Origin of the sequence: Streptomyces sp. SM18, from assembly GCF_002910775.2 — a bacterium.
GTDB lineage: Bacteria > Actinomycetota > Actinomycetes > Streptomycetales > Streptomycetaceae > Streptomyces > Streptomyces halstedii.
In genome coordinates this window covers 356,626-369,457 of record NZ_CP029342.1, presented here as the reverse complement: position 1 = coordinate 369,457, position 12,832 = coordinate 356,626, and the positions used below count along the sequence as shown (strand labels likewise).

10 protein-coding genes are annotated in these 12,832 nt (G+C 72.5%); 8 read left to right on the top strand and 2 right to left on the bottom strand.

Going from position 1 to position 12,832, the window contains the following annotated elements; translation table 11 throughout:
- Positions 1 to 23 precede the first annotated feature (23 nt).
- Positions 24 to 1,028 carry an N-acetylglucosamine kinase gene (locus tag B9S64_RS01600; protein ID WP_109491943.1) on the bottom strand — a complete coding sequence of 335 codons (1,005 nt, stop codon included), beginning with the start codon at positions 1,026 to 1,028 and terminating at the stop codon, positions 24 to 26.
- Positions 1,029 to 1,277: 249 nt separating this feature from the next.
- Here B9S64_RS01600 and B9S64_RS01595 point away from each other — a divergent pair, with 249 nt between their 5' ends.
- Entirely contained in the window at positions 1,278 to 1,955 is a 678-nt protein-coding gene (locus B9S64_RS01595; protein ID WP_103488889.1) for a uracil-DNA glycosylase, read from the top strand.
- 211 nt (positions 1,956 to 2,166) lie between these two features.
- Entirely contained in the window at positions 2,167 to 2,844 is a 678-nt protein-coding gene (locus B9S64_RS01590; protein ID WP_146060043.1) for a hypothetical protein, read from the top strand.
- A 70-nt stretch (positions 2,845 to 2,914) separates the two neighbouring features.
- Here the strand turns inward: B9S64_RS01590 and B9S64_RS01585 are convergent, their stop codons facing one another.
- Positions 2,915 to 3,979 (bottom strand): LacI family DNA-binding transcriptional regulator, encoded by a 1,065-nt coding sequence (locus B9S64_RS01585; protein ID WP_103488906.1) that lies wholly within the window; start codon positions 3,977 to 3,979, stop codon positions 2,915 to 2,917.
- A 213-nt stretch (positions 3,980 to 4,192) separates the two neighbouring features.
- Here B9S64_RS01585 and B9S64_RS01580 point away from each other — a divergent pair, with 213 nt between their 5' ends.
- The 6 genes from B9S64_RS01580 to B9S64_RS01555 all read left to right on the top strand — a co-directional run bounded on the left by B9S64_RS01580 (position 4,193) and on the right by B9S64_RS01555 (position 12,788).
- Positions 4,193 to 5,437, top strand: coding sequence for an ABC transporter substrate-binding protein (locus tag B9S64_RS01580; RefSeq protein WP_258037689.1), 1,245 nt, complete (start codon positions 4,193 to 4,195; stop codon positions 5,435 to 5,437).
- A 2-nt stretch (positions 5,438 to 5,439) separates the two neighbouring features.
- Positions 5,440 to 6,369, top strand: a complete 930-nt coding sequence (locus B9S64_RS01575; protein ID WP_103488892.1) for a carbohydrate ABC transporter permease — start codon at positions 5,440 to 5,442, stop codon at positions 6,367 to 6,369.
- 4 nt (positions 6,370 to 6,373) lie between these two features.
- A complete protein-coding gene (locus B9S64_RS01570) occupies positions 6,374 to 7,273 on the top strand; it encodes a carbohydrate ABC transporter permease (protein WP_103488893.1) in 900 nt (299 codons plus the stop codon).
- Between the two features lie 49 nt (positions 7,274 to 7,322).
- Positions 7,323 to 9,725 carry a glycoside hydrolase family 3 N-terminal domain-containing protein gene (locus B9S64_RS01565; RefSeq protein WP_103488894.1) on the top strand — a complete coding sequence of 801 codons (2,403 nt, stop codon included), beginning with the start codon at positions 7,323 to 7,325 and terminating at the stop codon, positions 9,723 to 9,725.
- Between the two features lie 194 nt (positions 9,726 to 9,919).
- On the top strand, positions 9,920 to 11,185 hold the full coding sequence (locus B9S64_RS01560) for a glucarate dehydratase family protein (RefSeq protein WP_103488895.1): 1,266 nt from the start codon (positions 9,920 to 9,922) through the stop codon (positions 11,183 to 11,185).
- 64 nt (positions 11,186 to 11,249) lie between these two features.
- A complete protein-coding gene (locus B9S64_RS01555; protein ID WP_103488896.1) occupies positions 11,250 to 12,788 on the top strand; it encodes a sodium:solute symporter family protein in 1,539 nt (512 codons plus the stop codon).
- Positions 12,789 to 12,832: the final 44 nt, after the last annotated feature.

Here is a 12,832-nt window from a genome sequence, read left to right as displayed (position 1 = left end):
CCGTGGGTGCCCCCGCGGACCTCTTACGCCCCTTCAGGCAGGAACAACAGGGTCGGATGGGGCGGAAGCCGCAATTCCGAACGGGCCAGGGCCCGGCCGATCTCCAACGAGCCCGCCAGCGGATCGCCCGCCGCCCGCACGAGCCGTGCCCGCGGTACCTGACGGGCGAGTTCGGCGCGCAGCGGCACCAGCAGCGGGTCGCCCGTCTTGAACAGGCCGCCGGTCAGCGCCACTTCGTAACTCTCGCCGTTCAGGTCCGGCGGGCAGGCCGCGGCGGCGGCCTCGGCGATGTGTGCCGCGGCCGCCCGCAGGATGCCCGCCGCGACCTCGTCCCCGGCGGCGCATGCGGCCACCTCCGGCGCGAAGGAGGCCAGGAGCGCGGGACGGTCCGCGCGCGGGTAGAGCAGGCCGGGAAGTCCGGCCGCCGGACCGAACACCGCCTCCAGCCGCGCCAGCAGGGCCGTGGAGCCGCCCCGCCGCCCGTCGTGGGCGCGCAGCGCCGCGTCGAGCCCGGCCCGTCCGATCCAGGCGCCGCCGCCGCTGTCGCCCAGCAGATGGCCCCAGCCGTCCGCCCGGCGCCACACCGTCAGGTCGGTGCCGAGCGCGATGAGACCCGTGCCGGCCGCGACCACCGCCCCCGGGCGCTGCCCGAGCGCACCGGCGTACGCGGTCACCGCGTCGGCGGCCAGCGCCACGCGGCGTACGCCGAGCGCGTCGGCGAGCGCGCCGGGCAACCGGTCCCGCAACTGGGCGCCGAGCGTTGCCATCCCGGCGGCGCCGACCGCCGCCGCGGCCAGGGTCGCTCCCGGTCCCGCCGCGGCCAGCGACTCGTGGGCCGCGGGGAGCACCTGGGCGAGCAGATGGTCCGCGTCGATGCCCGAGGGCCCGGTCCGTACGGGTCCGGCGCGGAGGACGGTGGAGGCGGCGGGCGTGCCCCGCTCGCCGTCGTCCACCCTCGCGAGCGCCACCCGCAGTCCGGAGCCGCCGGAGTCCACCCCGAGGACGAACGCGTCCGGGCCGCCCGTCATGTCCGCCGCGCGGGGTGGGAGGCCGGGGGAGCCGGGCGCGGAGCGGCCCCGGGCGTATGTCTGCGCGACCTCATGAACCGGCTCCGGAAGGGAAGGGAGTGGGACGACGACAGGCACCCTATCCGCGCGCCCGGCCGTTGTCCCGGGCGCCGGCCCGCCGGCCGGTGCGGGCCCCGGGTCCGGGCGTCTTCGGGGTCCGGGGACCCTCGTGATCACATGTGTCCGTGTGGGCCGGTAGGGTGACTCCCTGTGGCAGCACGACCGTTGAGTGAACTTGTCGAGCCCGGCTGGGCCGAGGCGTTGCGTCCCGTGGCCGGACAGGTCGCGGTGATGGGCGACTTCCTGCGCGCGGAGATCGCGGCGGGCCGTACCTACCTGCCGGCCGGGCAGCACGTACTCCGCGCCTTCCAGCAGCCCTTCGACCAGGTGCGGGTCCTGATCGTGGGACAGGACCCCTATCCCACACCGGGGATGGCCATCGGCCTCAGTTTCGCGGTGGCGCCCGACGTGCGGCGGCTGCCGGACAGCCTGGAGAACATCTTCCGGGAGCTGCACTCCGACCTCGGTCTCCCGCACCCCTCCAACGGCGACCTGACGCCGTGGACCCGGCAGGGGGTGCTGCTGCTCAACCGGGCGCTGACCACGGCCTCCCGCAAGCCCGCGGCGCACCGGGGCAAGGGCTGGGAGGAAGTGACGGAGCAGGCCATCCGTGCCCTGGTCGCGCGAGGCACCCCCCTGGTGTCCATCCTGTGGGGGCGCGACGCCCGTAACCTCCGGCCCCTGCTCGGCGACCTGCCGGCGGTCGAGTCCGCCCATCCGTCCCCGAGATCCGCGGACCTCGGCTTCTTCGGGTCCCGCCCCTTCAGCCGGACCAACGAGTACCTGACCCGCGCCGGGGCGCAGCCGGTGGACTGGTCGCTGCCTTAGGGCGTGTTCCGGGACGGGTCGGGAGGGCCGCGAGGGTGTGGCCGCCGGGTCCGGCGTGCCGGATTCCACGCCGTCGCGGCCGTCTTCGGCACGCGCGGACCGAGGGCCGCCATGTTCCGGCCGACACGAGGAACGCGCGTGACGGGCGAGCGAGTCGGGAATCCTGAGTGACGGGGGCGGCGACGGCCGCGTCGACGCGAGGGGGCTGCTCATGGCAACGGGCCGACGTCTGTGGACGGCGCTGAGCGAGCCGGGCTCATGGACCCCGCGTCGGCCCCGGCCGGTGGGGGCGCTCCTCGGACTGGGCGGAGGGCTCCTGGTCACCGGCGGCGGCGTCCTGACCGATCTCCTGCACAACGCGCCCTCCCTCTACCTGCTCAGCCTCGGAGTGCCCCTCGCGGTTGTCCTGCTGGGTCTGCCGCTGCTTCTCGGCGTGTCCCGTAAGAGGCACCTGGCGGGACTGCTCCTGCTTGTGGTCTTCCTGCTCGTCATGGTCCCGTACGGCTTCCGCAGCGCGGTCCTCGACCGGCGCGGGGAGCATGTGCGGGTCACGGTCACCGAGGTGAGGCAGGGGAGGGACGGGCGGACCGGGGGCGCCACGTACACCTGCGAGGTCCTGGACGAGCGGGGGCGTTCCTCGTGGCTCCGGGGCAGCGAGCGGTGCGGCCCGGGGACCCGTCCCGGCGACCGTCACGAGATCCTGCGCGACCCCGGCGACCTGGTGGGCGCGTCGACGTCCGACCCGTTGATCAGCTTCCCGGTCCTGGTGGCGTACGTCTGCGGGGCGCTGCTCCTGATGGCCGTGATCGGGGCTCAGGCCATGGACCGTCAGCCGGCCCGCCGGACCCCGGGAGGCATGAGACGGAACCGGCCGGGCGACCCGGACTGAGTGCGCGAGGTGCCCCGGGCACCGGCGACGGCGCCCCGGGCACGGCCCGGGACACCGCCGGCGAGGCTCGTCAGTCCGTGGCGGCCGGCGGGGCGGTGCTGCTGCGGACCACCAGGCTGGTCGCCAGATCGACCCGGGTGGTCGCGGGCTGCCGGCCCCGGCCGAGGTCGAGCACCAGACGGGCGGCGGTCTCCGCCATCTCGATGAGCGGCTGACGCACCGTGGTGAGCGGCGGACCGACCCAGCGGGTGACCGGCAGGTCGTCGAAGCCGACCACGCTGAGGTCCTCCGGGATGCGCAGGCCCAGCTCACGGGCCGCCTCGTACACACCGAGCGCCTGGAGGTCGTTGCCCGCGAAGACGGCGGTGGGCGGCTCCGGCAGGCGCAGCAGCTCCAGCGCCGCCCGGTAGCCGTCCTCGTGGTGGAACTCGCCCTCGCGGACCAGCTCGGAGTCCATCGGCAGGCCGGAGGTCTCCAGCGCGGCGCGGTAGCCGTCCAGCCGGGCGCGGCTGCACATCATCCGGGTCGGGCCGCCGATCACCCCGATGCGCCGGTGCCCCAGTCCCGTCAGATGGCGGGTGGCGGCCAGCCCGCCCTGCCAGTTGGCGGCGCCGACGGAGGGGATGTCGTCCCCCGGGTCCCCGGCCGGATCGACCACGACGAACGGGATGGCGCGGCTGTTCAGCTGGGCGCGCTGCGCGGCGTCGAGGTCCGACAGCACCAGGATCACACCGGCCGGGCGGCGGGCCAGGACGCCGTCCACCCACGTCTGGCCGGGGGTGAGGCGGCCGGCGCTCTCCGAGAGCACCAGGCTCAGCCCCTCCTCCCGGGCGACGTTCTCGACGCCCCGGACGACCTCCATCGCCCAGGCGCTGTCCAGCTCGTGGAAGACCAGGTCGATGAGCTGGGACTGCTGGGAGGCGCCGCGGCGGCGGCGGTAACCGTGCCGGAGCAGCAGTTCCTCCACCTTCGTACGCGTGCCGGGGGCGACGTCGGCACGGCCATTCAGCACCTTCGAAACTGTCGGAGCCGAAACTCCGGCCGCTCGGGCGATCTCCGCCAGCGTGGCGGTGCTCTCCGACGACCCGCCGACGGACGCCTTCTCCTGTGGGGGCTGGACCTTTGCAGGGCTCATGCACGAATCGTAGCCGCAGATCCCGTCCCGCAGGTGCCGGGGCAAGGAACGTAAATCCTTGGTCCTACCCTCTTGACGGGCTCGAAACACGACCGTACGGTTCCGGCAACATTCGAGAGGCACACCGAAACATTCGACAGAGGTGCGGTCATGCGGTCGGGGATTTTCAGTCAGGGCACACGTACGACGAGATGGGCCGCCACCGCCGCGGCGATGGCGATGACGGGCCTGCTGGCCGGCTGCGGCTCCGGGGACGGTGGATCGGACGGCGGAACCCTCACCGCCTATGTCTACGGTGACGACGCGGTCAAGGTTCAGCAGGCCGCGGTCGATTCCTTCAACAAGACGTCCGACGTCAAGATAAAGCTGATCCCGGTTCCCGGCACCGACTACGTCAACAAGCTCCGCAGCGCCATGGGTTCGCCCAACGCCCCGGACATCTTCTACAACTGGGGCGCGGGCTCCATCAAGCCGTACGTGGACGCCGGGCAGGTCGCCGACCTGACCTCCGCGGTCAACGACGACGCCACGCTGAAGGACGGCTTCATCCCCTCGATCATGACGGCCGGCGGCCTCGACGGGAAGATCTACGGGGTCCCGATGCGCGGGATGCAGCCGGTGATGCTCTTCTACAACAAGTCCCTCTTCGCCCAGCACAAGCTGGAGCCCCCCACGACCTGGGAGGACCTCCAGAAGGCCATCACCACCTTCAAGGACGCCGGCATCACGCCCTTCGCCCTCGGCGGCGCCGAGAAGTGGCCCGAGCTGATGTGGATGGAGTACCTCCTGGACCGGATCGGCGGCCCCGAGGTCTTCCGGAAGATCCAGGACGGCGACACCGACGGCTGGGGCGACCCGGCGGTCCTCAGGACGGCGCAGACGGTCAAGGAGCTGATCGACGACGGCGCCTTCGGCAAGAACTTCAACTCGGTCGACTACGCCAGCGGCGCGGCACCGACCCTGCTCAGCAAGGGCAAGGCGGCCATGCACCTGATGGGCTCGTGGGAGTACTCCACCCAGTTGGGCAAGGCCCCGGAGTTCGCCGAGAAGGACCTCGGCTGGACCACCTTCCCGACGGTGGCCGGCGGGGTGGGCGACGCGGCGAACATCGTCGGCAACCCGACCAACTACTGGTCCGTCAACTCCCGTACCAAGCACAAGGACGTCGCGATCGAGTTCCTGAAGGCGATGGCCTCGGAGACCTACGCGCAGGACCTCGTCGACAACGGAGACGTCCCCACCACGTCCAACGCGGCCTCGATGCTGAGCGGTTCGCCCAACCCGCAGTTCGCCACCGACCAGTACCAGATGGTCGAGAAGGCCCCGAGCTTCACCCTCTCGTGGGACCAGGCCCTTGAGTCGAAGTACGCCACCCCGCTGCTCACCGAGATCAGCAAGCTGTTCGCCGGCAAGACGAGTCCGGAACAGTTCGTCGAAGCGATGAAGGCCGCCAAGTAGACATGTCCGACCACACTCCGGCGGCGAAGAGGCGCGGAGACCGGAAGGCGGCCGTCGGCAACGTCGGCCGCCCGCCGGTCGGCTGGGCCGTGCCCGGCATCGTCTTCTTCGTCGTCTTCGCGATCGTCCCGCTGGGGATCGCCGTCTACCTCTCGTTCTGCGACTGGGACGGGCTCAACTCCCCGACCATGACCGGCCTCGACAACTGGACCAGGCTGTTCAAGGACTCCGAGTTCGGCCAGGCCGCCTGGCTGAGCCTCCTGCTCACCACGATCAGCTGGGTCTTCCAGACACCGGTGGCCCTGCTGCTGGGCGTCTGGGCGGCGGGCCGCCAGCGCAGCCGGGCCGTCCTGTCGGCGGTCTTCTTCATCCCGCTGCTGCTCTCCACCACCGCCATCGCCATGCTCTTCCGCGCCCTCCTGGACCCGAACTTCGGCGTCATCAAGTCGATCGGCCCCTGGATCGGTGTCGATCCCAACGTCATGGGGTCCTCCACCGGCGCGCTGCTCGTCGTGGCCTTCGTCGGCGGCTGGCAGTTCATGCCCTTCCACACCCTGATCTACCAGGGCGGCGCCCGGCAGATCCCGGACGTCCTCTACCAGGCCGCCTCCATCGACGGGGCCGGCATGGTGCGGCAGTTCTTCCACATCACCCTGCCGCAACTGCGGCACACCATGACGACCTCCTCGGTCCTGATGATCGTCGGCTCGCTGACCTACTTCGACACCGTGCTCATCATGACCAGGGGCGGCCCCGGAACGGACACCACGATCCTGCCCTACCTGATGTACCGGACGGGCTTCCAGACCTACGACCTCGGCTACGCGGCGGCCATCGCCACCGCGCTCGTCATCGTGGCCACCGGCATCTCGCTGCTCATGGTCCGCCTCACCGGCTTCGGCTCGATGCGGTCCACCCGGGAAGGTATGTGACGCCATGTCGCTCGACACCCGCCCCGTCGCACCGCGGCAGGGCTCCCCGGTCGCGTCCCGTCCCGGCGGCGCCCCGGCCCGCCGCCGCGCGCGGCTCGGCAACCCGCTGGCCGGCCTGGGCTCGCTGGTCTGGCTCGTCATCGTCGTCGTCCCGCTCTACACCCTGGTCTCCGCCTCCCTGATGCGCCAGGACCAGGCGCTGAACGGCGAGCCGCTGGCGATTCCCACGGACCCGACCCTGGACAACTACCGCACCGTGCTGGACAGCGGGTTCCTCAGCCTGCTCGGCAACACCGCGCTCGTCGCCGTGGTCACGGTCGCCCTCGTGCTGGTGCTGTCCGTGCCCGTGGCGTACGTGGCGGTGCGCACCCGCAGCCGTCTCTCGTCGCTCGCCTTCCGGACGTTCCTGCTGGGCGTCGCGATCCCGGCGCAGGCGGTGATCGTGCCCCTGTACCTGCTGATCGGCAAGATGGGCCTGTACGACACCCTGTGGGCGATCATCCTGCCGACGGCCGCCTTCTCCATGCCGGTCGCCGTCCTGGTGCTCAGCGGCACCATGCGCGACGTCTCCGAGGAGATGTACGAGGCGATGTCCCTCGACGGCGCCACCCCCCTGCGCATGCTCTGGCAGCTGGTGGTGCCGCTCTCCAAGGCGGGCATCTCCACCGTGGCGATCTTCTCGGCCCTCCAGGCGTGGAACGGCTTCCTGTTCCCGCTGATCCTCACGCAGTCCGAGGAGAACCGGGTCCTGACGCTCGGGCTCTTCAACTTCATGACCCAGTTCGGCGTGAACATCCCCGCGGTCCTGGCCGCGATCGTCCTCTCCGTCGTGCCGATCTTCCTCGTGTACCTCGTGGCCCGGCGCGCGCTGATCAACGGACTGATGGGGGTGGGCGGCAAGTAGGACACCCGCCGCCCGTACCACCGCACTCATGAGAGGAACCCCCGCCGCCATGGCAATCCACCCCGTCCCGCCCGCCCGACGGGCCGAGCAGGTCCCCGACGCCGACGGCCCGTGGCGCGACCCCGCGCTGCGCCCCGAGGAGAGGGTCGCCGATCTGGCGGCTCGGATGACCCTTGAGGAGAAGGCCGCCCAGTTGTACGGCATCTGGGTGGGCGCCGACGCCGAGGGCGACGGAGTCGCGCCCCACCAGAACGACATGGTCGACCCCGTCGACTTCGAGGAGATCACCACCCGCGGACTCGGCCAGCTCACCCGGCCGTTCGGCACCGCCCCGGTGGACCCCGGCGTCGGAGCCGTCGCGCTGGCCCGCGCCCAGGCCCGTATCGCCGAGGCCGGCCGGTTCGGGATCCCCGCGCTCGCCCACGAGGAGTGCCTGGCCGGATTCACCGCCTGGGGCGCCACCGCCTACCCCGTCCCGCTCGCCTGGGGCGCCTCCTGGGACCCGGAGCTGGTCGCCGAGATGGCACGGCGGATCGGCGAGGACATGCGGTCGGTCGGCGTCCACCAAGGGCTCGCCCCCGTCCTGGACGTGGTCCGCGACCTGCGCTGGGGCCGGGTCGAGGAGACCATCGGCGAGGACCCCTACCTGGTCGGCACCGTCGCCACGGCCTATGTGAAGGGCCTGGAGTCCGCCGGGATCGTCGCCACCCTCAAGCACTTCGCCGGGTACTCCGCCTCGGCCGGCGCCCGCAACCTCGCGCCGGTCAGGGCGGGGGCCCGGGAGATGGCCGACGTCATCCTGCCGCCGTTCGAGATGGCGGTACGCGAGAGCGGCGTCCGCTCGGTGATGCACAGCTACGCCGAGATCGACGGTCTGCCGGTCGCCGCCGACCCGGCCCTGCTCACCGGACTGCTGCGTGAGACCTGGGGGTTCACCGGGACGGTCGTCGCCGACTACTTCGGCATCGGCTTCCTGGAGACGCTGCACAAGGTCGCCGCCGACCGCGGCGACGCCGCCCGCCTCGCGCTGACCGCCGGGGTGGACGTCGAACTGCCCACCGTGCGCGGCTACGGCGACGCCCTGGTGGCCGCCGTACGCGAGGGATCCGTCCCCGAGGAACTGGTCGACCGGGCCCTGCGCCGCGTACTGCTCCAGAAATGCGAACTCGGCCTCCTCGACCCGGCCGGCACCGCCCTGCCCTCCGCCCTGGACGGGGTGGAGCCGGAACGGGCACGCGGCGCCGTCGACCTCGACCCGCCGCGCAACCGCGCGCTGGCCAGACGACTGGCCGAGCGCTCCTGCGTCCTGGTGGCCAACCGCGACGGCGCCCTGCCCCTGGCCGGAACCGGGCGGATCGCGGTCGTCGGCCCGCGCGCCGACGACGCGCTGGCCATGCTCGGCTGCTACTCCTTCCCCAGCCATGTCGGCGTCTCCTACCCGGACATCCCCAGGGGCATCGAGATCCCCACGCTGCTGGACGCGCTGCGCGAGGAGTTCCCAGGGGCCAGGCTGGACTTCCGGCAGGGCTGCGACGTGGACGGGGACGACACGTCCGGCATCACCCCGGCCGCGGAGCTGGCCGCCGACGCCGACGTGTGCGTGGCCGTACTCGGCGACCGGGCCGGACTGTTCGGCCGCGGCACCTCGGGGGAGGGCTGCGACGCGGCCGACCTTTCGCTGCCCGGACGCCAGACGGAACTGCTGGACGCGCTCCTCGCGACGGGAACCCCCGTGGTCCTGGTGCTCCTCACGGGACGTACGTACGCGCTCGGCGCGCACGCGGACCGGCTGGCCGGCTGTGTGCAGGCCTTCTTCCCCGGTGAGGAGGGCGCACCGGCGCTGGCCGGGATCCTGTCGGGGCGGGTCAACCCCTCCGGCCGCCTGCCCGTCGGCATCCCGAGGAGCCCCGGCGGCCAGCCGTGGACGTACCTCCAGCCGCCGCTCGGCCGGGCCGGCGGGGTCAGCAACCTGGACCCGACCCCGCTCCACCCCTTCGGCCACGGACTGTCGTACACCTCGTTCGCCTGGGGACCGGTCTCCGGGGCGCCGGACGAACTGCCCACCGACGGCGGGACGGACCTCGGTCTCACGGTCACCAACACCGGCGACCGCGACGGCGCCGAGGTGGTGCAGCTCTACGTCCACGACCCGGTCGCCCAGACCACACGCCCCGAGTCGCGGCTGATCGGCTACGCGCGGGTGCCGCTCGCCGCCGGGGAGTCGCGGCGGGTCCGCTTCCGCTTCCACGCGGACCTGGTCTCCTTCACCGGGACCCGCGGGACCCGGATCGTGGAACCGGGCGACCTGGAGCTGCGCTTCGCCGCCTCCAGCGATCCGGCGGACGTCCGCCGGACGGTCCGGCTGCGCCTCACCGGCCCCGAACGCACCGTGGACCACCGGCGCACCCTGGTCTGCGCCACCTCGTCCGCCCCGGTGTCCGCGGCGGACTGACGGCCGGGGCGGCCGCGAGCGACGCGGCCGCCCCGCCGGAAGCCGGCGCCGAAACTTTCGAAGGCGGTCCGGCGCGGGCGTGCGGACGGCCCGCTCCGGGCGGCCTTCCGGAGAGAAGAATGTCATGAACAGGTCAAAAGCCGTGGTCGGCCCGGCCGGCCACCCCCCCCACGGCGGAGGAAGAGGCGACGGACATGACGGACATCAGGATCACCGGCGTCACGATCACACCCGTGGCCTTCCGGGACCCGGCGCTGCTGAACGCGGTCGGCGTCCACGAACCCTTCGCGTTGCGGGCGATCGTCGAGGTGGCCACCGACCAGGGCCTGACCGGTCTCGGCGAGACCTACGCCGACGACGGGCACCTGCGCCGCCTGCGGGCCGCCGCGGACGCCCTCACCGGCATGGACGTGTACGCGCTCGGCGCGATGCACCGCGCACTGGCCGGATTGCTGGCCGGCGACAGCGGCACGGACGGATCCGGGCTCACCGGGATGATCACCACCAGCAGCGCCGTCGACCGGGTCTTCTCGCCCTTCGAGGTGGCCTGCCTGGACATCCAGGGCAAAGCGGCGGGACGGCCCGTCAGCGATCTGCTCGGCGGCGCGGTCCGCGACCGCGTCCCGTTCAGCGCCTACCTCTTCTACAAGTGGGCCGGGCACCCGGGAGAGGCCCCTGACGACTGGGGAGCCGCGCTGGATTCGGAGGCCCTCGTCGCCCAGGCCCGGCGCATGATCACCGAGTACGGCTTCACCGCGATCAAGCTGAAGGGCGGTGTCAGACCGCCCGAGGAGGAGATCCAGGCGGTCCTCGCCCTGCGCGAGGCGTTCCCCGGGGTGCCGCTGCGGCTGGACCCCAACGCCGCCTGGACCGTGCCCACCTCGATCGAGGTGGCCCGTCGGCTGGAAGGCGTCCTGGAGTACCTGGAGGACCCCACCCCGGGGCTCGACGGGATGGCCGGGGTCGCCCGCGAGACCCCGGTCCCGCTCGCCACGAACATGTGCGTCGTCGCCTTCGGACACCTGGCGCCCGCCGTGGCACGGGGCGCGGTCCGGGTGGTGCTCTCCGACCACCACTACTGGGGCGGTCTGCACCGCTCCAGGCTGCTCTCCGGGATCTGCGACACCTTCGGCATGGGCCTGTCCATGCACTCCAACTCCCACCTGGGCATCAGCCTGGCCGCCATGACGCACCTCGCGGCCGCCACCCCGAACCTCACCCACGCCTGCGACACCCACTGGCCGTGGAAGAGCGAGGACGTGGTGGTCCCCGGTGTCCTCGGCTTCACCGACGGCGCCGTACGCGTCCCGACCGGTCCGGGACTCGGCGTCGAACTGGACCCTGACGCGCTCGCCCGGCTCCACGAGCAGTACCTCACGTGCGGACTGCGCAACCGGGACGACACCGGATACATGCGCCGGATCGACCCCGACTACGAGAAGAAATCGCCCCGTTGGTAGGCCGCCGCGGCCGGCGGCACCCCCGCCCGCCGCGGCGCGCCCGACGCACAGCAAGGAGTTCTCGATGGCCATGCTCGACTGGGCCGCCCTGGGCGGCTACTTCCTGGTGATGCTGCTCATCGGCCTCTGGTCGCACCGCCGCGTCGGCAACGTCAGCGACTACTTCACCGGCGGCGGCAAGATGCCCTGGTGGCTCTCCGGCATCTCCCACCACATGTCCGGCTACAGCGCCGCCGTCTTCGTCGCGTACGCCGCGATCGCCTACAGCTACGGCATCACCGTCTACGTATGGGCGTTCCTGCCCCTCGCCTTCGGCACCGCCGTGGGGGCCTGGCTGTTCGCCCCGCGCTGGCAGCGGCTCCGCCGGCGGTACGCGGTCGCCTCACCGCTGGAGTACCTCGCCCGGCGCTACGACATACCCACCCAGCAGGCGCTCGCCTGGAGCGGCGCCCTGCTCAAGGTGTTCGACGTCGCCGCCAAGTGGGCGTCCGTGGCCGTGCTGCTGAACGTCTTCACCGGCGTGCCGATGACGGTCGGCATCCTGCTCACCGGGATCGTCACCCTGCTGTACTGCACCGTGGGCGGGCTGTGGGCCGACGCCCTCACCGACTTCGGGCAGTTCCTCATCCAGGGCCTCGCCGCCCTCGCGATGCTCTGGGTGGTCCTGGACCGGCTCGGCGACGGACCGGCGGGCCTGGTGACCCTCTGGGACCGGCTGCCCGACGGGCACGGGAAGCCGCTCGTCGGCCCCTACACCGCGGCCTTCCTCGGCGCGTACGTCGTCGTGAAGCTCTTCGAGTACAACGGCGGCATGTGGAACCTGGCCCAGCGCTACATGGCCACGGACTCCCCGGAGGCCGCCCGCCGTTCGGCCGGACTCTCCGCCCTGCTGTACGTGGTGTGGCCGGCCGTGCTGCTGTTCCCGCCGGTCGCCGCCGCCGTCCTGATGCCGGACATCGCCGACCCGGAGAAGGTCTACGCGCTGATGGCCGAGTCCTACCTGCCGGCCGGGCTGGTCGGCCTGACGCTGGCCGGGATGTTCTCCCACACCATGGCGATGGCCTCGTCGGACGCCAACGCCGTCTCCGCGGTCGTCACCCGCGACATCATCCCCGCCGTGGTGCGCCGCGCCAGGGACCTGTCCCCGGCCACCGCGCTCCTCCTGGCCCGCGTCTGCACCGTCGTCTTCATCTCCGTCAGCATGGTCGTCGCCGTCGAGGCCGACCACTTCGGCGGCGTCCTCGGCATCATCGTCGGACTGGTCGCGGCCGTGATGGGTCCCATCTCCATCCCGATGCTGCTCGGACTGCTCCCCGCCTTCCGGCGGTTCGGGCCCCGCGCCGCCCTGTCCTCCTGGGCGCTCGGCCTGCTCGGCTACGTCCTCGTCAAGTTCGTGCTCGACAGCGCCGACCAGACGCTCGTGATCGTCACCCCGCTCGCCACCTCGCTGGTGGTCTACCTCCTCGTCGGCCTGATCAGCCCGGAACCCGACGACACCGCGGACGCGATCGTGGCCGCGCTCTCGCCCGCCGCCGACGGGGGCGAGACGCCCACGACGGACCCGGCCCCGCGGCCCGCCGCCGCACCCGGCACCACCGACTGACCCGCCTTTCCCGGCCCCGTACCCCCGTACACCCCGGCCCGTAC